At 72.9% G+C, this 21,715-nt stretch carries 17 protein-coding genes; 8 read left to right on the top strand and 9 right to left on the bottom strand.

Going from position 1 to position 21,715, the window contains the following annotated elements; all coding sequences use genetic code 11:
* Window positions 1-136 precede the first annotated feature (136 nt).
* Window positions 137-3,991, bottom strand: a complete 3,855-nt coding sequence (locus JOF54_RS07600; protein ID WP_210054427.1) for a DNA-directed RNA polymerase subunit beta' — start codon at window positions 3,989-3,991, stop codon at window positions 137-139.
* A gap of 99 nt (window positions 3,992-4,090) precedes the next feature.
* The gene (rpoB, locus tag JOF54_RS07605) at window positions 4,091-7,567 is read right to left on the bottom strand and encodes a DNA-directed RNA polymerase subunit beta (RefSeq protein ID WP_210054430.1); all 3,477 of its coding nucleotides are present in this window, start codon (window positions 7,565-7,567) and stop codon (window positions 4,091-4,093) included.
* A gap of 422 nt (window positions 7,568-7,989) precedes the next feature.
* Here rpoB and JOF54_RS07610 point away from each other — a divergent pair, with 422 nt between their 5' ends.
* Window positions 7,990-8,319, top strand: coding sequence for an L-rhamnose mutarotase (locus JOF54_RS07610; protein WP_210054432.1), 330 nt, complete (start codon window positions 7,990-7,992; stop codon window positions 8,317-8,319).
* Between the two features lie 94 nt (window positions 8,320-8,413).
* Here the strand turns inward: JOF54_RS07610 and JOF54_RS07615 are convergent, their stop codons facing one another.
* On the bottom strand, window positions 8,414-9,184 hold the full coding sequence (locus JOF54_RS07615) for an SDR family oxidoreductase (RefSeq protein WP_307803942.1): 771 nt from the start codon (window positions 9,182-9,184) through the stop codon (window positions 8,414-8,416).
* Complete coding sequence (locus JOF54_RS07620) at window positions 9,181-10,065, bottom strand: amidohydrolase family protein (protein WP_210054434.1); 885 nt, start codon at window positions 10,063-10,065, stop codon at window positions 9,181-9,183. The genes JOF54_RS07615 and JOF54_RS07620 overlap by 4 nt, the downstream gene beginning before the upstream one ends.
* A 151-nt stretch (window positions 10,066-10,216) precedes the next feature.
* Here JOF54_RS07620 and JOF54_RS07625 point away from each other — a divergent pair, with 151 nt between their 5' ends.
* Genes JOF54_RS07625 through JOF54_RS07635 form a run of 3 tightly spaced genes read left to right on the top strand, consistent with a single transcriptional unit; the run spans window position 10,217 to window position 13,175 of the window.
* Window positions 10,217-11,527: an L-fuconate dehydratase gene (locus JOF54_RS07625; RefSeq protein WP_307803943.1), complete on the top strand. Its 1,311-nt coding sequence runs from the start codon at window positions 10,217-10,219 to the stop codon at window positions 11,525-11,527.
* A 29-nt stretch (window positions 11,528-11,556) separates the two neighbouring features.
* Window positions 11,557-12,423 (top strand): fumarylacetoacetate hydrolase family protein, encoded by an 867-nt coding sequence (locus JOF54_RS07630; RefSeq protein ID WP_210054436.1) that lies wholly within the window; start codon window positions 11,557-11,559, stop codon window positions 12,421-12,423.
* On the top strand, window positions 12,420-13,175 hold the full coding sequence (locus JOF54_RS07635) for an SDR family NAD(P)-dependent oxidoreductase (protein WP_210054438.1): 756 nt from the start codon (window positions 12,420-12,422) through the stop codon (window positions 13,173-13,175). The genes JOF54_RS07630 and JOF54_RS07635 overlap by 4 nt, the downstream gene beginning before the upstream one ends.
* A gap of 123 nt (window positions 13,176-13,298) precedes the next feature.
* Here JOF54_RS07635 and rplL read toward each other — a convergent pair whose 3' ends face one another.
* Both rplL and rplJ read right to left on the bottom strand, forming a co-directional pair.
* Window positions 13,299-13,688 (bottom strand): 50S ribosomal protein L7/L12, encoded by a 390-nt coding sequence (rplL, locus tag JOF54_RS07640; RefSeq protein ID WP_210054440.1) that lies wholly within the window; start codon window positions 13,686-13,688, stop codon window positions 13,299-13,301.
* A gap of 15 nt (window positions 13,689-13,703) precedes the next feature.
* A complete protein-coding gene (gene rplJ, locus JOF54_RS07645) occupies window positions 13,704-14,408 on the bottom strand; it encodes a 50S ribosomal protein L10 (protein WP_210054441.1) in 705 nt (234 codons plus the stop codon).
* Between the two features lie 514 nt (window positions 14,409-14,922).
* Here rplJ and JOF54_RS20835 point away from each other — a divergent pair.
* Window positions 14,923-15,864 carry a C40 family peptidase gene (locus JOF54_RS20835; RefSeq protein WP_245358010.1) on the top strand — a complete coding sequence of 314 codons (942 nt, stop codon included), beginning with the start codon at window positions 14,923-14,925 and terminating at the stop codon, window positions 15,862-15,864.
* Between the two features lie 77 nt (window positions 15,865-15,941).
* Here the strand turns inward: JOF54_RS20835 and JOF54_RS07655 are convergent, their stop codons facing one another.
* Window positions 15,942-17,417, bottom strand: coding sequence for a carboxylesterase/lipase family protein (locus JOF54_RS07655; protein ID WP_210054443.1), 1,476 nt, complete (start codon window positions 17,415-17,417; stop codon window positions 15,942-15,944).
* A gap of 86 nt (window positions 17,418-17,503) precedes the next feature.
* Here JOF54_RS07655 and JOF54_RS07660 point away from each other — a divergent pair, with 86 nt between their 5' ends.
* A complete protein-coding gene (locus JOF54_RS07660; protein ID WP_210054446.1) occupies window positions 17,504-18,010 on the top strand; it encodes a GNAT family N-acetyltransferase in 507 nt (168 codons plus the stop codon).
* On the opposite strand, the gene JOF54_RS07665 is transcribed toward JOF54_RS07660, so the two are convergent.
* A complete protein-coding gene (locus JOF54_RS07665) occupies window positions 18,003-18,815 on the bottom strand; it encodes an ABC transporter permease (protein WP_210054448.1) in 813 nt (270 codons plus the stop codon). The two genes, JOF54_RS07660 and JOF54_RS07665, sit on opposite strands and share 8 nt — an antisense overlap.
* Window positions 18,812-19,708: an ABC transporter ATP-binding protein gene (locus tag JOF54_RS07670; RefSeq protein ID WP_210054450.1), complete on the bottom strand. Its 897-nt coding sequence runs from the start codon at window positions 19,706-19,708 to the stop codon at window positions 18,812-18,814. Before JOF54_RS07670 ends, JOF54_RS07665 begins: the two co-directional genes overlap by 4 nt.
* Window positions 19,709-19,838: 130 nt before the next feature.
* Here JOF54_RS07670 and JOF54_RS21840 point away from each other — a divergent pair, with 130 nt between their 5' ends.
* Entirely contained in the window at window positions 19,839-21,050 is a 1,212-nt protein-coding gene (locus JOF54_RS21840) for a sensor histidine kinase (RefSeq protein WP_210054452.1), read from the top strand.
* On the top strand, window positions 21,038-21,712 hold the full coding sequence (locus JOF54_RS07680) for a response regulator transcription factor (RefSeq protein ID WP_307803944.1): 675 nt from the start codon (window positions 21,038-21,040) through the stop codon (window positions 21,710-21,712). Before JOF54_RS21840 ends, JOF54_RS07680 begins: the two co-directional genes overlap by 13 nt.
* Window positions 21,713-21,715 lie beyond the last annotated feature (3 nt).

Here is a 21,715-nt window from a genome sequence, read left to right on the forward strand (position 1 = left end):
CGGTCCCGGGTCACGACCGGCGCCGCGGGCCGGGACCGCCGCCGGGGCGTACCCGGCCGGTCCCGACCCCGGAACGCGCCGGAGGGCGGGCCGGGTGTCCCCGACCCGCCCTCCGGCGGTCCTGCTCCTGCCTAGCTCAGCGGTAGTCGCCGAGGTCGAACTCCTCGAGCGGCACGGCCGCGCCCGAACCCTGACCGAAGTCGTAGTCGAACGAGTCGTAGCCGACCATCGAGTAGGCCTGCGCCTTCGCCTCCTCGGTCGCCTCCACCCGGATGTTGCGGTACCGGTCGAGACCGGTGCCCGCCGGGATCAGCTTGCCGAGGATGACGTTCTCCTTGAGCCCGATGAGGCTGTCCGACTTGCCGTTGATGGCCGCGTCGGTCAGGACCTTCGTCGTCTCCTGGAAGGACGCCGCCGACAGCCACGACTCGGTGGCCAGCGACGCCTTGGTGATGCCCATGAGCACGGCACGACCGGAGGCCGGCGTCCCACCCTCGGCCACGACCTTGCGGTTCTGGCCCTCGTAGGTGAGGCGGTCGACCAGGTCGCCGGCCAGCAGGTCGGCGTCCCCGGACTCGATCACGGTCACCCGGCGCAGCATCTGCCGGATGATGATCTCGATGTGCTTGTCGTGGATCGGGGCACCCTGCGTGCGGTACACCGACTGCACCTCGTCCACCAGGTGCTCCTGCACCCGACGGACACCGAGCACCCGGAGCACGTCGTGCGGGTCGGGGGTACCAGCGGTGAGCTGCTGGCCGACCTCGACGTGGCTGCCGTCCTCCACCAGCAGGCGGGCGCGGCGGGACACCGAGAACTCGGCGGCCTCCGACCCGTCGTCCGGGGTGATGGTGATCTTCCGGAGCCGGTCGCTGTCCTCGATCTGCACGCGGCCGGCGGCCTCGGAGATCGGCGACTTGCCCTTGGGCTGCCGGGCCTCGAAGAGCTCGACCACGCGGGGCAGGCCCTGCGTGATGTCGTCACCGGCCACACCACCGGTGTGGAAGGTGCGCATCGTCAGCTGGGTGCCGGGCTCGCCGATGGACTGCGCGGCCACGATGCCCACGGCCTCGCCGACGTCGACCAGCTTGCCGCTGGCCAGCGAACGGCCGTAGCACATGGCGCAGGTGCCGGTCACGGCCTCACAGGTGAGGACGCTGCGGACCTTGACCGTGGTGACGCCGTTGGCCACCAGCAGGCCGATGTTGACGTCGCCCAGGTCGGTCCCGGCCGGCAGCAGCACGTCGCCGTCGGAGCCGAGCACGTCCGTGGCGAGCGTGCGGGCGTAGACCGCGGTCTCCACGTACTCGTGCAGCCCCAGCGCGCCGTCCTCGCCCACCGCGATGGTCTTGGTCAGACCCCGCTCGGTGCCGCAGTCGTCCTCGCGGATGATGACGTCCTGGCTGACGTCGACGAGCCGACGCGTCAGGTAACCCGAGTCGGCCGTCCGCAGCGCGGTGTCGGCCTGCCCCTTGCGACCACCGTGGGTGGAGATGAAGTACTCCAGGACCGAGAGGCCCTCACGGAAGTTCGACTTGATGGGCCGGGCGATGATCTCGCCCTTCGGGTTCACCACGAGGCCGCGCATGGCGGCGATCTGGCGCATCTGCACCATGTTCCCGCGGGCACCGGAGTGGACCATCATGTAGATCGGGTTGGTCTTGGAGAAGTTGGCCTCCATGGCCGCGCCGAGCTTGGACGTCGCGTCGGTCCAGATCTCGATGAGCTCCTGACGACGCTCGTCCTCGGTGATCAGACCGCGCTCGTACTGCTTGTCGATCTTGGACGCCCGGTCCTCGTAGCCCGCGAGCAGCTCGGCCTTGTTGGCCGGGGTGGTCACGTCGCCGATGGACACGGTCACGCCCGAGCGGGTGGCCCAGTGGAAGCCCAGGTCCTTCAGGGCGTCCAGGCAGAAGGCCACGTCGACCTTGGGGTAGCGCTCGGCCAGGTCGTTGACGATCTGCCCCAGCTGCTTCTTGCCCACCTCGTAGTCGCAGTAGGCGTAGTCGGCCGGCAGCGCCTCGTTGAAGAGGGCGCGACCCAGCGTCGTCTCGAGGATGACCGACCCGTTGGGCGCCAGCGCGTGGCCGGCCGGCGGGACGAGGTCGGTGAGGCGCAGCTTGATCTTCGCCTGGACCGACAGCTCCTTGCGGTCGAAGGCCATCAGGGCCTCGGCCACCGAGCCGAACGCACGCCCCTCGCCCGCTGCTCCGTCGACCTGCATGGTCAGGAAGTAGTGGCCGATGATCATGTCCTGGGTGGGCATGGTCACGGGACGGCCGTCGGCCGGCTTGAGGATGTTGTTGGTCGACAGCATGAGGATGCGGGCCTCGGCCTGCGCCTCCGCGCTCAGCGGGAGGTGGACAGCCATCTGGTCGCCGTCGAAGTCCGCGTTGAACGCGGTGCAGACGAGCGGGTGGATCTGGATGGCCTTGCCCTCGATGAGCTGCGGCTCGAACGCCTGGATGCCCAGCCGGTGCAGGGTGGGCGCCCGGTTCAGCAGCACGGGGTGCTCGGAGATGACCTCCTCGAGCACGTCCCACACCACGGGACGCTGACGCTCGACCATGCGCTTGGCGGACTTGATGTTCTGCGCGTGGTTGAGGTCGTCGAGCCGCTTCATGACGAAGGGCTTGAACAGCTCCAGCGCCATCGCCTTGGGCAGGCCGCACTGGTGCAGCTTGAGCTGCGGGCCGACGACGATGACCGAACGGCCGGAGTAGTCGACGCGCTTGCCCAGCAGGTTCTGGCGGAACCGGCCCTGCTTGCCCTTCAGCATGTCCGAGATGGACTTCAGCGGCCGGTTGCCCGGGCCGGTGACCGGACGGCCACGACGGCCGTTGTCGAACAGCGAGTCCACGGCCTCCTGGAGCATCCGCTTCTCGTTGTTGACGATGATCTCGGGCGCGCCGAGGTCGAGCAGCCGCTTGAGGCGGTTGTTCCGGTTGATCACGCGGCGGTACAGGTCGTTCAGGTCCGACGTCGCGAAGCGGCCGCCGTCGAGCTGCACCATGGGGCGCAGGTCCGGCGGGATGACCGGGACGCAGTCCAGCACCATGCCGGCCGGGCTGTTCTGGGTCGACAGGAACGCGGAGACGACCTTGAGCCGCTTCAGGGCGCGGGTCTTGCGCTGGCCCTTGCCGGTCTGGATGGTCTCGCGCAGCGAGGCGGCCTCGGCCTCCAGGTCGAAGGTCTGCAGACGCTTCTGGATCGCGTCCGCCCCCATCGAGCCGGCGAAGTACTTGCCGAAGCGGTTCTTCATCTCGCGGTAGAGGATCTCGTCGCCCTCGAGGTCTTGGACCTTGAGGTTCTTGAACCGGTTCCAGACGGCGTCGAGGCGGTCCAGCTCGCGCTGGGCGCGGTCGCGCAGCTGCTTGACCTCGCGCTCGGCCCCCTCGCGCACCTTGCGCTTGGCGTCGGCCTTGGCACCCTCGGCCTCGAGGCCGGCGGTGTCCTCCTCGAGCTTCTTCATCCGGTTCTCGATGTCGGAGTCGCGGCGGCCCTCGAGCTGCTTGCGCTCCACGTCGATCTTGCCCTCGAGCGAGGAGAGGTCGCGGTGGCGGGCCTCGTCGTCGACGGCGGTGATCATGTAGGCGGCGAAGTAGATGACCTTCTCGAGGTCCTTCGGCGCGATGTCGAGCAGGTAGCCCAGCCGGGACGGCACACCCTTGAAGTACCAGATGTGGGTCACCGGGGCGGCGAGCTCGATGTGGCCCATCCGCTCGCGGCGGACCTTGGAGCGGGTGACCTCCACGCCGCAGCGCTCGCAGATGATGCCCTTGAAGCGCACGCGCTTGTACTTGCCGCAGTAGCACTCCCAGTCCCGGGTGGGGCCGAAGATCTTCTCGCAGAACAGGCCGTCGCGCTCGGGCTTGAGCGTGCGGTAGTTGATCGTCTCCGGCTTCTTCACCTCACCGTGGGACCAACCACGGATCTCGTCGGCCGTCGCGAGGCCGATGCGGATCTGGTCGAAGAAGTTCACGTCGAGCACGTTGTTTGTCTCTTCTCTTTAGTACGCGATCTCAAATGCTGTGGACCGATCCGGCCCCGGTCCGTCGGAGGACGCCCTCCGACGGACCGGGGAGACGGATCAGACTTCTTCGACGCCGAGCGACTCGCCCGGACGGCGGGACAGGTCGATGCCGAAGTCCTCGCCGCCGCGGTAGTCGTCCTCGGAGTCCCGCAGCTCCACCTCGGTGCCGTCGGAGGACAGCACCTCGACGTTCAGGCAGAGCGACTTCATCTCCTTGACGAGCACCTTGAACGACTCGGGGATGCCCGGCTCGGGGATGTTCTCGCCCTTGACGATGGCCTCGTAGACCTTCACGCGGCCGGGGACGTCGTCGGACTTGATCGTGAGCAGCTCCTGCAGGGCCCAGGCGGCGCCGTAGGCCTCGAGGGCCCACACCTCCATCTCGCCGAACCGCTGGCCGCCGAACTGGGCCTTACCGCCCAGGGGCTGCTGCGTGATCATCGAGTAGGGACCCGTGGAACGGGCGTGGATCTTGTCGTCGACCAGGTGGTGGAGCTTCAGCATGTAGATGTAGCCCACGCCCACCGGCATCGGGAACGGCTCACCGGAGCGGCCGTCGAACAGGTTGGCCTTGCCGTCGGCGTTCACCAGGCGGTCGCCGTCCCGCGTCGGGTTGGTGTTCCCGAGCAGACCGGTGATCTCCTCCTCGGTCGCCCCGTCGAAGACCGGGGTGGCGAGGTTGGTGTTGCCGTCGACGTGCTCGAGGCCGACGCTGCGGAGCCGCTCGGCCCACGCACCCTCGACGCCCGCGAGGTCCCAGCCCTGGCTGGCGACCCAGCCCAGGTGGGTCTCGAGGACCTGGCCGACGTTCATCCGGCTGGGCACGCCCAGCGGGTTGAGCACGATGTCGACCGGGGTCCCGTCCTCCATGAACGGCATGTCCTCGACCGGGAGGATCTTGGAGATGACGCCCTTGTTGCCGTGCCGGCCGGCGAGCTTGTCGCCGTCCTGGATCTTGCGCTTCTGGGCGACGTAGACCCGGACCAGCTGGTTCACGCCGGGCGAGAGCTCGTCGTCGGACTCGCGGTCGAAGACGCGGACGCCGATGACGGTGCCGGACTCGCCGTGGGGCACCTTCAGCGAGGTGTCGCGCACCTCGCGCGCCTTCTCGCCGAAGATCGCGCGGAGCAGCCGCTCCTCGGGGGTGAGCTCGGTCTCGCCCTTGGGCGTGACCTTGCCGACCAGGACGTCACCGGTCGAGACCTCGGCGCCGATGCGGATGATCCCGCGCTCGTCGAGGTCGGCCAGCATCTCCTCGGAGACGTTCGGGATGTCCCGGGTGATCTCCTCGGCGCCCAGCTTGGTGTCGCGGGCGTCGACCTCGTGCTCCTCGATGTGGATCGAGGTCAGCAGGTCGTCCTGGACGACGCGCTGGCTGAGGATGATGGCGTCCTCGTAGTTGTGGCCCTCCCACGGCATGAACGCCACGAGCAGGTTGCGCCCGAGCGCCATCTCGCCGCCGTCGGTGCAGGGGCCGTCGGCCAGCGGGGTGCCGGCCTCGACGCGCTGCCCGTCACGGACCAGGGGCCGCTGGTTGATGGCGGTGCCCTGGTTGGAGCGCTTGAACTTGCTGAGCCGGTAGGTCCGGTAGCTGCCGTCGTCGTAGGCGATCTCGATCAGGTCGGCGCTCACCGAGGTGACCACACCGCCCTGCGAGGCCGTCGTGACGTCGCCGGCGTCGACCGCGCCGCGGTACTCCATGCCGGTGCCCACGAAGGGGGCCTCGGAACGGATCAGCGGGACGGCCTGGCGCTGCATGTTCGCACCCATCAGGGCGCGGGAGGCGTCGTCGTGCTCGAGGAACGGGATCATCGCGGTGGCGACGGACACCATCTGCCGGGGGCTGACGTCCATGTACTGGATGTCGTTGGCCGGCACGGTGTCCGGGTCGGCCTTGCGACGGCGGGCCAGCACGCGCTCCTCGGCGAAGTGCAGGTCCTCGGTCAGCGCGGCGTTCGCCTGGGCGATCGTGTAGCGGTCCTCGACGTCGGCGGTCAGGTAGTCGATCTGGTCGGTCACCTGGCCGTTCTCGACCTTGCGGTACGGCGTCTCGACGAAGCCGAACGCGTTCACCCGGGCGAAGGACGCGAGCGAGCCGATCAGGCCGATGTTCGGGCCCTCCGGGGTCTCGATCGGGCACATGCGGCCGTAGTGCGAGGGGTGGACGTCGCGGACCTCCATGCCGGCGCGGTCACGGGACAGACCACCCGGGCCGAGCGCGGACAGGCGGCGCTTGTGCGTCAGGCCCGCGATCGGGTTCGTCTGGTCCATGAACTGCGACAGCTGCGAGGTCCCGAAGAACTCCTTCAGCGCCGCGACGACGGGCCGGATGTTGATCAGGGTCTGCGGCGTGATCGCCTCGACGTCCTGGGTCGTCATCCGGTCGCGCACCACGCGCTCCATCCGGCCGAGGCCGGTGCGGAGCTGGTTCTGGATCAGCTCGCCCACGGTGCGCAGGCGACGGTTGCCGAAGTGGTCGATGTCGTCCTCCTCGACCAGCAGCTCGCCGCGGGGGGCGTCCAGCACCTCCTTGCCGTCGTGCAGCGCGACGATGAAGCGGATGGCCGCCACGATGTCGTCGGTGGTGAGGACCTGCTTGTCGAAGGGCTCGTCGAGGCCCAGCTTCTTGTTGATCTTGTACCGGCCGACCTTGGCGAGGTCGTAGCGCTTCGGGTTGAAGTAGTAGTTCTCCAGCAGCGCCTGCGCGGCCTCGCGCGTCGGCGGCTCGCCGGGGCGCAGCTTGCGGTAGATGTCGAGGAGGGCCTCGTCCTGGGTGGACGTGTGGTCCTTCTCCAGGGTGAGCCGCATGGACTCGTACTGGCCGAACTCCTCGAGGATCTGCGCGTCGGTCCAGCCGAGCGCCTTGAGCAGCACGGTGACGTTCTGCTTGCGCTTGCGGTCGAGGCGGACCCCGACCATGTCGCGCTTGTCGATCTCGAACTCGAGCCACGCACCGCGGCTGGGGATCATCTTGCAGGTGAAGATGTCCTTGTCCGAGGTCTTGTCGGTGGTCTGCTCGAAGTAGACGCCGGGGCTGCGGACGAGCTGGGAGACCACGACGCGCTCGGTGCCGTTGATGACGAAGGTGCCCTTGTCGGTCATCAGCGGGAAGTCGCCCATGAACACGGTCTGGCTCTTGATCTCGCCGGTCTCGTTGTTCATGAACTCAGCGGTGACGAAGAGCGGGGCCGCGTAGGTGACGTCGCGGTCCTTGCACTCCTCGACGCTGTTCTTCGGGGGCTCGAAGCGGTGGTCGCGGAACGACAGCGACATGGTGCCCGAGAAGTCCTCGATCGGGGAGATCTCCTCGAAGATCTCCTCCAGACCGGACTTGGTGTTGACGTCGGTCCGGCCCTCGGCGAGCGCGGAGTCGACCCGCGTGCGCCAGGCGTCGTTGCCGACGAGCCAGTCGAAGGAGTCGACCTGCAGGTCGAGGAGATCGGGAACCTCCATCGGCTCGGCGATCTTCGCGAACGAGATGCGGCCGGTGGATGAGACGACTTTGGTGTTCGAGGCGGTGCGCGAGGCGGCCAACAGTGGGTCCTTCCGAGACTCTCGGGCGGGTGGAGCTATGAAGTTGGATGAGTTCACGTGTGTCAGGTCCGGACGCCCGCGTGGACGGACCAGACCGGCCTCCGCGCACGCCGAACGGCCCGCGTCAAGCGAAACGGGTCGACGAATGCGGAGGGCAAGGTTCTAGTCTAGGGAGCAGTCCCTGGTTTGACAAGTCCGAGGGCAGGACGAACCAGAACGGTCAAACCGGACCCGGGGCGCGGGAGTGCAGGGCACTCGAACCGCGCCGGCCTCGCCGAACGCTTGCGGGAAGCATACCCGCCGGGCCCGGCCTGGCAAGCACATCGCCACAACCGGCCCGTCGGCCCCCGGCGCGGCCCCGCCGGGGGCCCGGGCGGGACCCCGCGGCCTAGACTCGGGCACCCGCCGAGGACAGGAGAGCCATGCAGCGCGTCGCCCAGATCGTCGGACTCGCCCCCGAGGCGGTGACCCGCTACCAGGAGCTGCACGCCTCGGTGTGGCCGGACGTCCTGCGGACCATCCACGCCTGCGGGATCCGGAACTACTCCATCTTCCTGCGCGAGCCCGAGCTGCTGCTGTTCGCCTACTTCGAGTACATCGGCGAGGACTACGAGGCCGACCAGGCGGCGATGGCCGCCGACCCGGTCACCCAGGAGTGGTGGCAGCTGACGATGCCGATGCAGCGCCCGCTCGAGGGCCGCGCCGAGGGCGACTGGTGGGCCGTCCTGCCCGAGGTCTTCCACGTCGACTGACCCTTCGACGGCCTCCGGGCTCGGTCTCCGGGCTCGGGCGCCGGCGGCAGGCTGGGAGCGCGGGTCGCCCGCGGACCGGCTGCCCGGCCGGCGGTCAGCGGGCCAGCCAGCCGCCGTCGACCGGCAGCACCACCCCGTGCACGTAGGCGGCAGCCTCGGAGCTGAGGAAGACGACGGCGCCCGCCAGGTCCTCCCCCCGTCCCCAGCGGCCGGCCGGGATGCGGGCGGAGATGGCGGCGTGCCGTTCGGCGTCGGCGAGCAGGGCCTCGTTCATGTCGGTGTCGACGTAGCCGGGCGCCACCGCGTTGACGGCGACGCCGCGCGCCGCCCACTCGTTGCAGAGCGCCTTGGTCAGCTGCGCGACCGCGCCCTTGGACGCGGCGTAGGCGGGCACCCGGAGGCCGCCCTGGAAGCTGAGCAGCGACGCGACGTTGACGACCCGGCCCCAGCCGCGCTCCAGCATCGGCCGGCCGAAGGCCTGGCACAGCTGGAACACCGCGCGGGTGTTGACCGCGAGCACGGCGTCGAAGTCGGCGAGCGGGAAGTCCTCGGCCGGGTGCCGGACCTGGGTGCCGGCGTTGTTGACCAGGATGTCGACGGGCCCGAGCGCGAGGGCGGCCGCCACGGCGTCGTCGACCGAGACCGGGTCGGCCAGGTCGACCGGCACCCGGTGCAGGTGGCGCCCGCACTCGGCGGCCAGCCGCGCCAGCTCCTCGGGCACCGGCCCGCGCTGCAGCCCGACGACGTCGGCGCCGGCCCGCAGCAGCCCCGCCGCGACGGCCGCCCCGATGCCGCGCGAGGCGCCCGTCACCACCGCCGTCCGGCCGGTCAGGTCGAAGGGCCCCCGGGCCTGCACGCCGGTCACGCCCGCTCCCCCGACGCCGCGGCCGCGGCCAGCCGGGCCGGGTCGACCCGGTAGACCCGGGCGGCGGTGCCGCCGAGCACCGCGGCCGCCGCGTCCGCCCCGAGCCCGGCGAGCAGCGGCTGCACGCTGTCCCACACCGCGTCGTAGCCGCCGGCCAGCAGCGAGACCGGCCAGTCGCCGCCGTACATCAGCCGCTCGGGCCCGAAGACCTCGACGGCGTGGGCCACCACCGGGCGCAGCAGCTCGGCCGAGCGGGCGTCCAGGCCGCCGTCGGGGTAGAGGCCGGACACCTTCGCGTGCACCTGCGGCGCCTCCGCCGCCCGGGTCAGCAGCGTCCGCCACCGGTCCAGGTCCGCCGGCGGGCCGTCGAGCGGGGGCGCGCCGAGGTGGTCCACCACGAGCCGGAGGCCGGGGTGCTCGGCGGCGAGCACGGGCACGTGCTCGAGGTGACGGGGCAGCACCCCGACGACGTCGAAGGCCAGCCCCGCGGCGGCGACCAGGCCCAGGCTCTCGCCGACCTCCGGCCGCAGCAGGAAGTCGGCGTCGGGCCGGTCGTGGATCAGGTTCCGGATGCCGACGACCAGGGGGTCGGCCGCGAGGGCGGGCAGCCGGGCCGCGGTGGCGTCGGGGTCCTCCAGCGGCACGTACCCGACGACGGCCACGACCGCGGGGTGCGCGGCCGCGGTATCGAGCATCAGCGCGGTGTCGGCGTCGTCGTCGGCGGCCTGCACCAGCACGACGGCGTCGACGCCGTGCGCCCGGAGCCGCGGCAGCACCTCCTCCTGGGCGACGGTCCGGTGGATCGGGCCGTGCTGCCGGCCGAGCCACGGGTAGGCGACCCGGTCGAGGTCCCAGACGTGCTGGTGGGCGTCGATGATCACGGCTCTCCTGTCGGGTCGTGCGACCCCGCCCACCCGGTCCCCCCGCGGGCCGGACGGCGCCACGGCGCGATCCTAGGGGTGGTCCGCCGCCGTCCCGCCCGGAGCGCAGGCCCTAGGGTCGAGACCCCGCCGACCCGCCAGGAGACCTGCCGTGCCGCTCATCACCGCCGTCGACGTCGTGGACGTCCGGTTCCCCACCTCGCTGACCGCGGACGGGTCCGACGCCATGAACAAGGACGGCGACTACTCCGCCGCCTACGTGGTGCTGCGCACCGACGCCGACGGGGTGGAGGGCTACGGCCTCACCTTCACCATCGGCCGCGGCAACGACCTCGTCGCCCTGGCGGCGCAGCAGCGCGGCGAGCCGCTGGTCGGGCTCGACGTCGACGCGGTGGTCGCCGACCTCGGCGGCACCTACCGGCTATTGCAGTCGGACTCCCAGCTGCGCTGGCTGGGCCCGGAGAAGGGCGTCGTGCACCTGGCCCTGGCCGCGGTGATGAACGCCGTCTGGGACCTCGCCGCCCGCCGGGCCGGCAAGCCGCTGTGGCGCTTCGTCGCCGACCTCGAGCCCGAGGCGCTCGTCGACACCATGGACCTCAGCTACCTCTCCGACGTCCTGCTGCGGGAGGAGGCCGTTGCCGCGCTCACCGCGCTGCGGCCGACCCTGGAGGACCGGGTCGCCGTCCTCGAGGCGTCGGGCTACCCCTGCTACACCACCTCCGCCGGCTGGCTGGGCTACTCCGACGAGAAGCTCCGCCGGCTCTGCCAGGAGGCCGTCGACGAGGGCTACCGCTACCTCAAGCTCAAGGTCGGGGCCTCGCTGGAGGACGACCTGCGCCGCTGCGCGATCGCCCGCGACGTCATCGGGCCCGACCGGCACCTGATGGTCGACGCCAACCAGGTGTGGGACGTCGGCACGGCGATCGAGTGGACGCGCGCGCTCAGCCACTTCGACCCGCTGTGGATCGAGGAGCCGACCAGCCCCGACGACGTGCTGGGGCACGCGACGATCCGGGCGGCCGTGGCGCCGGTCGGCGTGGCCACCGGGGAGCACGGGATGAACCGGGTGCTGTTCAAGCAGCTGTTCCAGGCGGAGGCCATCGACTTCTGCCAGCTGGACTCCTGCCGCCTCGGCAGCCTCAACGAGATCCTCCCCGTGATGCTGATGGCGGCGAAGTTCGGCATCCCGGTCTGCCCGCACGCCGGCGGGGTCGGGCTCTGCGAGCTGGTCCAGCACCTGTCGGTCATCGACTTCCTCGTCGTCTCCGGCAGCACCGAGGGCCGGGTCGCGGAGTACGTCGACCACCTGCACGAGCACTTCGTCGACCCGTGCGTCGTCGAGGGCGCGGCCTACGTGCTGCCCACCGCACCGGGCTACAGCGCGCAGATGCACGAGGCGTCGCTGGACGTCTACGCCTATCCGGGCGGGAGCTACTGGGCCGGACGGCCTAGCGTGGCCTGACCCACCCCCACCGAACGAGAGGAGCCCCGATGAAGCTGGCTCGACTGGGCCCCGAGGGCCAGGAGACCCCCGTCGTGGTCACCGACCACGGCACCTACGACCTCAGCGGCGTCGTGTACGACCTGACCGGCGAGTTCTTCGCCAGCGGCGGCCTGGACCGGGTCCGGGACGCGCTGGCCGCCGACGAGCTGCCGCTGTTCCCCGCCGAGGGCGTACGGGTCGGGGCGCCGGTCGCGCGCCCCAGCGCCGTCGTCTGCATCGGGATGAACTACGCCGCCCACGCCGCCGAGTCCGGGGCCACCCCGCCCGAGCAGCCGGTGCTGTTCCTCAAGACCCCGAACACCGTCGGCGGGCCCGACGACCCGGTGCAGATCCCGCGCGGCAGCGAGAAGACCGACTGGGAGGTGGAGCTGGCCCTGGTCATCGGGCGCCGGACCGCCTACCTCGACTCCCCCGCGCAGAGCCTGGACCACGTCGCCGGCTTCACCATCTGCGACGACCTGTCCGAGCGGGCCTTCCAGCTGGAGGTCTCCGGCGGGCAGTGGAGCAAGGGCAAGGCCTGCCGCGGGTTCTCCCCGACGGGCCCGTGGCTGGTCACCCCCGACGAGGTGGACCACACCGGCCTGCGGCTGCGCAGCTGGGTGAACGGCGAGCCGCGGCAGGACTCGACCACCGCCGACCTGATCTTCGGCGTCGAGGAGATCGTCTACCAGCTGAGCCAGTACATGGTGCTGGAGCCCGGCGACCTCGTCCTGACGGGCACCCCGGAGGGCGTCGCGCTCTCGGGCCGGTTCCCCTACCTGAGGGAGGGCGACGTGGTCGAGGTGGAGATCGAGGGGCTGGGCCGCCAGCGGCACGTCTTCACCCCGTGGGCCCCGCTGGAGGAGGGCCGGTGAGCGGCGAGCTCGAGGGCCTCGTCGCCCTGGTCACCGGGGGCGCGTCCGGCATCGGCGCGGCGGTCGCCGCCCGGCTGCAGGCCGACGGCGCGCGGGTGGCGGTGCTCGACCTCAACCCCGGCGCCGCCGCGGAGGGCCAGCTGGGCGTCGCCTGCGACGTCGGCGACGACGCGTCGGTGCGGGCCGCCGTCGACCGGGTCGTCGAGGAGCTGGGCGGGCTGGACGTCGTGGTCAACAACGCCGGCATCGGTGCCGCCGGCACCGTCGCCGACAACGACGACGACGAGTGGCACCGCGTGCTGGACGTCAACGTCGTCGGCATGGTCCGGGTGACGCGGGCCGCGCTCCCCCACCTGCGGGCCTCGACCGCCCCGGCGGTCGTGAACACGTCGTCCATCGCGGCGACGGCCGGCCTGCCGCAGCGCGCCCTCTACAGCGCGTCGAAGGGCGCGGTGCTGGCCCTGACCCGGGCGATGGCGGCCGACCACGTGCGGGAGGGCATCCGGGTGAACTGCGTGAACCCCGGGACCGCGGACACCCCCTGGGTGCAGCGGCTGCTGGACGCCGCCGAGGACCCGGCGGCGGAGCGGACGGCGCTGGAGGCCCGGCAGCCGCACGGCCGGCTGGTCTCGGCCGAGGAGGTCGCCGACGCCGTGGCCTACCTGGCCAGCCCCCGCTCGCGCTCGACGACCGGCACCTCGATCGCCGTCGACGGCGGGATGCAGGAGCTGCGGCTCCGCCCCCGCGGCTGAGCGGTCGCCGGGACCCCTCGCCGGGGCCGAGCCCGAACTGCAGGGACGACGAAGCCCCGACCTCGTGGAGGTCGGGGCTTCGTCGTGCGTGGTGCAGGTGGGTCGCCTAGGCGACCCGGGAGATCACTTGAGGGTGACCTTGGCCCCGGCGCCCTCGAGGGCCTCCTTGGCCTTCTCGGCCTGCTCCTTGGTGACCTTCTCCAGGACGGCCTTGGGGGCGGCCTCGACCAGGTCCTTGGCCTCCTTGAGACCGAGGCTGGTGAGGGTGCGCACCTCCTTGATGACCTGGATCTTCTTGTCGCCGGCCGCCTCGAGGATGACGTCGACCTCGTCCGAGGCCTCCTCCTCCTCGACAGCGGCGCCGCCGCCGGCACCGGCCGGGGCGGCCGCGGCCACGGGAGCGGCAGCGGTGACGCCGAAGGTGGTCTCGAACTCCTTGACGAACTCGGAGAGCTCGATCAGGGTCAGCTCCTTGAAGGCGTCAAGGAGCTCTGCAGTGCTGAGCTTCGCCATGATGGGCGTCCTTCCTTAGTTTTCTTCCGCAGCGTCAGCCGCGACGGTGTTGGTGTCCGGGGCAGCAGCAGCCGCCTCGGTGCCCTCCGCAGCGGGTGCTGCCTCAGAGCTGGCCTCGGCGGCAGGTGCCGCCTCGGTCGGGTCTTCCGTGCTCGACTCCTGCTCGGTGGCGGCCGGGGTGCCGGCGCCGCCGATGATCGAGGGGTCCTCCTGGGCCGCCTGCTCCAGGGCGGCGGCGAGCCGCGCGACCTGGGACAGCGGGGCGGACACCAGCGAGATGGCCTGCTGCAGGACACCCTGCATGCCGCCGGCGACCTTCGCGAGGAGGACCTCGCGGGACTCCAGGTCGGCGAGCGTGCGCACCTCGTCGGAGCTCAGGAACTTGCCGTCCAGAACTCCGCCCTTGATGACCAGGAGCGGGTTGGTCCGTGCGAAGTCACGCAGACCCTTCGCGACGACGACGGGGTCGCCGTCCACGAAGGTGATCGCCGTGGGTCCGACGAGGTGCTCGTCGAGACCCTCGACACCCGCCTCGCGGGCGGCGATCGTGGTCAGGGTGTTCTTCGACACGGCGTAGGTGGCGTTCTCACCGAGCGAGCGGCGCAGGTCCTTCAACGCCTTCACGGTGAGACCGCGGTACTCGGTCAGGACGACCGCCGAGGAGCTGGAGAACTTGTCCTTCAGCTCGGCGACCGCAGCTGCCTTGTCCGGCCTCGCCATAGTCTCCTCCACTTCGTTCCGTGCTGCTTCTGCAGCGCTTCCGAAGGGCTGGCCCGACGTGCGGGGCGGACCGGGGACGAAAAAAGCCCCCGACGCGCAGGCGTCGTGGGGCGGTGCCGAGGTGACGGACCCGGGCTCCCCTGGACGGGGGCACCGGGGCTGACAGCTCGGCGACGATCCTCGATCAACCTGCGCGGGCCATCCGTGACGAGCACGACGTCTTCGGGCCTCACCCCGGGGGGATCAGCCGACCAGCGGTCTTCGGCGTCCGCCAGCGTAGCCCCCGGCGGCGACGCAGACCAAATCGGGACCGGACCGCCCTCGGGCCTGAGAAGGAGCTCGACCACCCTGAGAACGACCCGCAGACGGTAGCCCGTCAACCCGCCGCGCCCTGAGGGATCCTCAGAGTTTTGGCGAATTGGTCTCGTTTGGATAACGTGTGCCCGCCAGTCCGCGTCGACACCGTTGTCGAACCACCGAGGGCCGGCCCGTCGACTCGAGGGAGACCCACCCCATGGGCAAGATCCTGAAGAGAGCAGCGTCGCTGGCGACCGGACTGGCCCTGGCCGTCTCCGTCACCGCGACCGCCGAGCTCCCCGCCAGCGCCGCCGCGACCTGCAGCGCCTCGTTCACGAAGTACCAGACCATCAGCAAGGGCAGCAAGGGCGCGCAGACGAAGGCCCTGGAGTGCCTCCTGCGCGACGCCGGCTACAGCACCACCGTCAACGGCAGCTTCTCGGTGCACGACGCCGCCAAGCTCGCGAAGTTCCGCAAGTCCGTGGGCCTCAGCCCGCTCAAGGTCGCCGGCCCCCGCCCCTGGAGCGCGCTGCTCTCCCAGGGCTCGCGGCCGCTGCTCGAGCGCGGCGACAAGGGTGCCGACGTCCTCCGGCTGCAGCGCTCCCTGCGTGCACTCGGCTACACCAAGGTCACCCTGACCTCCACCTTCGGCGCGAACACCGCCGCCGCGGTGAAGTCGGCGCAGAAGAAGCGCGGGCTCAAGCAGTCCGGCAAGACCACGAACGCGCTGTGGTCGGCCCTGCAGCACGGTCGGGTCTCCGCGGTCCCCGCGCCGAAGAAGAAGCCGTCCTCCAGCTCCTCCAGCTCGTCGAGCAAGGGGGCCAAGGCGCTCGCCTTCGCCAAGAAGCAGATCGGCGACTCCTACCGCTACGGGGCCACCGGCCCGAGCAGCTGGGACTGCTCCGGCCTCACCGGCGGCGCCTGGAAGGCGGCCGGGGTGAAGATCCCGCGCACCTCGCAGGCCCAGTTCCGCTCCGGCAAGAAGGTCGCCAAGTCCGACCTCAAGCCCGGTGACCTGGTGTTCTTCTACTCCGGCATCACCCACGTCGGGATCTACGCGGGCAACGGCAACGTCGTGCACGCCTCGCGACCCGGCAAGCCGGTCGGGACCATCAAGATGAAGTACATGCCCTACCAGGGCGCCCGCCGCCCGGGCTGACCCACCCCGCGCAGCACCGCCGACGTCCGCAGCTCCCGGTCCACCCGGGGTCTGCGGACGTCGTGCGTCCGCGGACCTCAGGGGCGGGGCATGACGTCACGGCCGGCCCAGGCCCGGCGGCGCTCGGCGCCGGGGTCGTCCTCGACGTGGTCGCCCGCCGGGTCCAGCACCAGGGTGCGCCGCTCCGGCAGGGTGAGGGCGGGCCAGTCCGGCCCCGGGTCGAGGTGCCGGGCGAAGGCCAGCCAGCGCTGCCGCATCCGCCCCGCCAGCGCCTGCCGCTGCGGCGTCCGCCGGCCGCGCAGCACCAGCCCGGGCAGCCCGCCCCAGTCCCACAGGTAGGGCAGGTCCGCCGCGTGCGTCGCCCCCAGCAGGGGCACGGCGGCGTCGAAGCGGTAGGACCAGGTCGCCCCGCCCGCGCCGGCGTGCCGCTCGGCGAAGTGCCGGGTGGGCCCGGCGAAGGTGAGGTCGGTGCCGAGGGCGCGGGTGCCGGCCGCCGAGTCCGGGTAGTGCGCCAGCAGCCGCTGCGCCTCCTCCCAGCCGAGGGCGGCCTGCAGCCGGGCCACCAGGGCCGGCCGGGTGGTGGGCAGGATGTCGTGGCGCGAGGTCTGGAAGAACGAGATCTCGTCCCGGTTGTGACCGGCCAGCAGCGCCACCTCCGGCCGGGTCGACCGCCGCGCCTCCTCCAGCGAGCCGGGCACCAGGTCGCCGTCGAACCAGGGCGCCGCGGGCAGGGTCCCGGGGAACTCCGCGTCGACGGCCTGCTGCGCGGCGAGGAGCTCCTGCGGCGTGAGCTGCCAGAGCCGGTCCCCGTCGCCGCGGCCGAGGCCGAGGCGGCGGGCGTAGGCCCGGGCCACCTCCTGACGGGCCTCGTCGCCGTGGATGAGGCTGTGCGAGCCGCTCTGCATCACCGCGCCCCGGAACAGCCCCGCCGTCGACGGGGCCGTCATCAGCAGGGCCACCGAGATGGAGCCGGCGGACTCCCCCGCGACGACGACCTGCCCGGGGTCCCCGCCGAAGGCGCCGACGTTCTCCTGCACCCAGCGCAGCGCGGCGACCTGGTCGCGGAGGCCGAGCACGCTCGGCACGTCGGCGTCGACGGCGGAGGCCAGGTCGACGAAGCCGAAGACCCCCAGCCGGTAGTTGACCGTGACGACGACGAGGTCGCCCTGCGCCGCGAGCGGCGCCCCGCGGTAGAGGGCGCCGCTGCCGCCGGTGAAGGCGCCGCCGTGCAGCCACACCAGCACCGGGCGCGGCCGCCCGTCGTGCGGCGCCCCGGCCGGGGCGTGCACGTTGACGTAGAGGCAGTCCTCGCCGACGGACGGGCCCAGCCCCTTCCCGCCGCCGAGGCCCGGGGCCTGCAGCGCGGCGCCCGCCGGCCGCACCGCCGGCCGGACGCCGTCCCAGCGCTCGACGGGGGCCGGTGCGCGGAAGCGCCGCGGCCCCAGCGGCGGCGCGGCGTAGGGCACCCCGAGCCAGGAGGTGACCCCGTCCCGCTCGACCCCCTGCAGCCGGCCCGCGGCCACCGTCACCACCGTGTCGTGCTCCTGCTCCATCGCCGTCGCCTCTCCCTGGTCCGGCGTCCGATCCTGCCACCGGGTCCCCCGGCGCCGGCCGGGTGCCGTCGTGGTGGGGTGGACCGGTGCACCCCGCCCTCCGTCCCGCCCGGTCCGACGACGTCGACCGGATCCACCAGCTGGTGGTCGACCTCGCCACCTACGAGCGCGCCGCCGACCAGGTCCGGGCGACGCCCGAGCAGCTCCGCAGAGCCCTGTTCGGGCCGTCCCCGGCCGTGCACGCGCTGGTCGCGGAGGTGGACGGCGTCGTCGTCGGCTTCGCCCTGTGGTTCCTCAGCTTCTCCACCTGGGAGGGCGTGCACGGGGTCTACCTCGAGGACCTCTACGTCGAGCCCGCCCACCGCGGCCGGGGCCTCGGCCGCGCCCTGCTGGCGGCCCTGGCCGAGACCGCGCTCGCCCGCGGCTGGGCGCGGGTCGAGTGGTCGGTGCTGGACTGGAACGCCCCGGCGCTCGGGTTCTACCGCGCGCTCGGGGCCGTGGCCATGGACGGCTGGACCGTGCACCGGCTCACGGGCGACGCCCTGCGCGCCGTCGCGGGCGCGCAGGACGGGGCCAGGAACCGGCTCAGCTGACCTCGCGGTGCAGCAGCCGGTGGGTGCCGACGGCCAGCGGCAGCAGCACCCACAGGCCCACCGAGGTGGCCAGCCGGGCCCAGTCGCCGGCGGCGAGGCTGCCCGCCAGCAGCGGCTCGCTGGTCATGGCCAGGTCCAGCCAGCGGGCCGGGGTCTCCAGCCACGAGATCATCGCGCCCAGCACGGTCCACAGCGTGGGCAGCACGAGGAAGGCGACGATCGCGGGGGCGCTGGTGCCGATGGCGGCGCCGAAGCCCACGCCCTGGGCCACCCCGATGACCTGGAGCAGCGCGGCGCCGCCGACCTGCCCGGCGTCGAGGGACCAGGAGCCGTCGCCGTCCAGCCAGAGCATGCCGGCGACGTTGGCCAGCGCCCCCACGGCCAGGGCGACGACGACGGCCAGCAGGCCCACGAGGGTGGCGGCCAGCAGCTTGGCCACCCCGACCCGCAGCCGGCGCGGCTCCAGGGTGAAGGTGACCAGACCGGTCCGGTGGGTCCACTCCGCGGTGGCGGTGAGGATGCCGAGGACCGGCAGCAGGAAGGCCTGCGGCAGCGCGGTGGCCAGCGCCAGGGTGCTCCAGGTGAGCTCCTCGGGCTCGGCGGTGAGCAGCACCACGGCGATCGTCGCGGCGGTGACGAGGGCGATGACCAGCAGCAGCCCGCGCCCGGCGCGGGTGTCGACGATCTTGCGGGTCTCGACGGCGAGCAGCCGGTGGAAGGGCACGCCCGTGGGGGCGGTCCGGCGGGCGGGTGCCTCGCCGGGGGCGGGCGGACGGGGCGTCGTCGGGGTCGCGGTGGTGGTCATGCCCGCACCTGCTCCCGCGCGTCGTCAGCGGTGAGCTCGAGGAACATCTGCTCCAGCCCGCCGTCGCCGGACCGCAGCTCGGTGAGGGCCAGCCCCTCGGCCGCGGCCAGCCTCCCGACCTGCTCCGGTGGGGCGGAGGCGACCAGGGTGCGGTCCCCGCCCCGGGTGACGGTGACGCCCGCGGCCTCGAGCGCCTCGGCCAGGGTCGCGAGGTCGGCGGCCCCGACGACGGTGCCGGTGCCGGCGAGCAGCTCGGCCTTGGTGCCCTGGGCGACGATCCGGCCGCGGCCGATCAGGACCAGCTCGTCGGCCACCACCTCGACCTCGTGCAGCAGGTGCGAGGAGAGCAGGACCGTGCCGCCGCGGGCGGCGAAGTCGCGCAGCAGGCCGCGCATCCAGTGGATGCCGGCCGGGTCGAGCCCGTTGGCCGGCTCGTCGAGGACCAGCACCCGGGGATCGCCGAGCAGGGCGTGGGCGATGCCCAGCCGCTGGCGCATGCCCAGGGAGTAGTGCTTCGTGCGGCGCCGCGCCTCCGCCGGCGACAGCCCGACCAGGGCCAGCATCGCGTCCACCCGGCCCCGGTCGACGCCCATCAGGACGGCGGCCAGGGTGAGCACCTCGCGGCCGGTGCGGCCGCCGTGCTGGGCGCCCGCGTCGAGCAGCACGCCGACCTCGCGGCCGGGGTTGACCAGCGAGCGGTAGGGCCGGCCGAGGACGGTGGCGGTGCCGCTGGAGGGCGGGGTCAGCCCCACCATCATCCGCATGGCGGTGGACTTGCCCGCGCCGTTGGGTCCGAGGAAGCCCGTCACGCTGCCCGGGCGGACCTCGAAGCTGATGTCGTCGACGGCGGTGAACGACCCGTACCGCCGGCTGAGCCTGTCGATGGTGATCATGGCCGCCAGTCTGGTCCCGCCACCCGGCCCGCCGCATCGGCCGTGGGGACGGGGCACCCCCGACCGAGGTCGTACCCGGTCGAGCCGTTGGTCGGTGGTGGGACGGCCCCCCTCGCCCTAGCCTGAGCGGGTGCCCGACCGCCCCGCCCCGCCCCCGCTGACGCGGTTCCAGGAGGGCTGGCGGCTCGCCGTCGCCGCGCTGGGCGGGCTCGCGCTCTGGGTGGGCCAGTTCGGCACGAACGGCGCGGTCGTCGGCTGGTTCGGGGTGGTGGACCTGCTGGTCGGGGCGGGCTGCGTCGTGCTGGCCCACCACCGCCGGCGCTGGCCGGTGCTGGTCGCCTGGGTCACGACGCTGGCCACCGCGGTCTCCGCGACGGCGGGGGTGGCGGGCGCCCTGGCCTACGTCTCGCTGGTGACCACCCGCCGCTGGCGGCCGATCGTCGGGGTGTCGCTGGTGGGGCTGGCGGCCGGGCACCTCTACGAGTACGTGCCCGCCCCGGGCCGGGGCACGGCGGGGCTGCCCTGGTGGACGTCGCTGATCTTCCTCACCCTGGCCACCGGCATCGCGCTGGTCGCCGGGCTCTACATCGGCGCCCGCCGCGACCTCGTGCAGTCCTACCGGGAGCGCGCCGAGACCGCCGAGCGGGAGCAGGCGGCCCGCGTCGAGCAGGCGCGGATGGGCGAGCGCGCCCGGATCGCCCGGGAGATGCACGACGTGCTGGCCCACCGGATCTCCCTCGTCGCGCTGCACGCCGGGGCGATGACGTACCGCACCGACCTGGGGGCCGAGGAGCTGCGCTCGTCGGCGGCGGTGGTGCAGGAGAACGCCCACCTGGCCCTCGGCGAGCTGCGCGACGTCCTGGGCGTGCTCCGCGACCCGGCTCCCGCGCCGGCGACCACCGGTCCGGCCCCGGCGCCGCCGCAGCCGACGCTGGCCGACCTGGCCGCCCTGGTCCGCGAGACCCGGCAGGCCGGGTCCCCGGTGCAGGTCGTCGACCACCGGGAGCCCGGGACGGTGCCCGACGCCGTCGGCCGGACCGCCTACCGCGTGGTCCAGGAGGCGCTGACCAACGTCCGCAAGCACGCGCCCGGCGGTCCGGCGGTGCTGCGGCTGGCCGGCGGCCCGGGCGGCCGGCTGGAGGTCGAGGTGACCAACCCGCTGCGGCGCTCCCCGGTGCCCGTCGCTGACCGCTCCCCGGCCCGGCCGCCCGCCGCCGTGCCCGGGGCCGGCGTCGGCCTCGTCGGGCTGGCCGAGCGGGTCGGGCTGGCCGGCGGCGACCTGGCCCACGGCCCCGACGGCGGCCGCTACCGGGTCCGGGCGAGCCTGCCGTGGCCGGCGTGACGGAGCCGGGGGTGGTCCGCGTGCTGCTGGCCGACGACGACGCGCTGGTCCGGGCCGGGCTGCGGATGATCCTCGGCGGGCACCCCGACCTCGAGGTGGTGGGCGAGGCCCGCGACGGCGTGGAGGCGGTCGCGCTGGCGGGCCGGCTGGCCGTCGACGTCGTCCTGATGGACATCCGGATGCCCCGCCGGGACGGGCTGTCGGCCACCGAGGAGCTGCTCCGCACCCCGTCCCCGCCGGCGGTGCTCGTGCTGACGACCTTCGACACCGACGACTCCGTGCTCACCGCCCTCCGGCTCGGGGCGAGCGGGTTCCTGCTCAAGGACACCCCGCCCGACCGGATCGTCGACGCCGTCCGCCGGGTGGCCGCGGGCGAGCCGGCGCTCTCCCCCACCGTCACGGCCCAGCTGATCGCCGCCGTGGCGAGCGGCCCGCAGCCCGACCGCACCGCGGCGGCCCGGACCCGGCTGGACAGCCTGACCGAGCGGGAGCGGGCGGTCGCCCTGGCCGTCGGCGCGGGGCGCAGCAACGCCGAGATCGGGGCGGAGCTCTACCTCAGCGTCGCGACGGTGAAGGCGCACCTCTCGCGGGTGATGGTCAAGCTCGGCGTCGAGAACCGGGTGCAGGTGGCGATCCAGGTGCACGACGCGGGCCTGGCCTGAGCG

The organism is Microlunatus capsulatus, assembly GCF_017876495.1.
Lineage (GTDB): Bacteria > Actinomycetota > Actinomycetes > Propionibacteriales > Propionibacteriaceae > Microlunatus > Microlunatus capsulatus.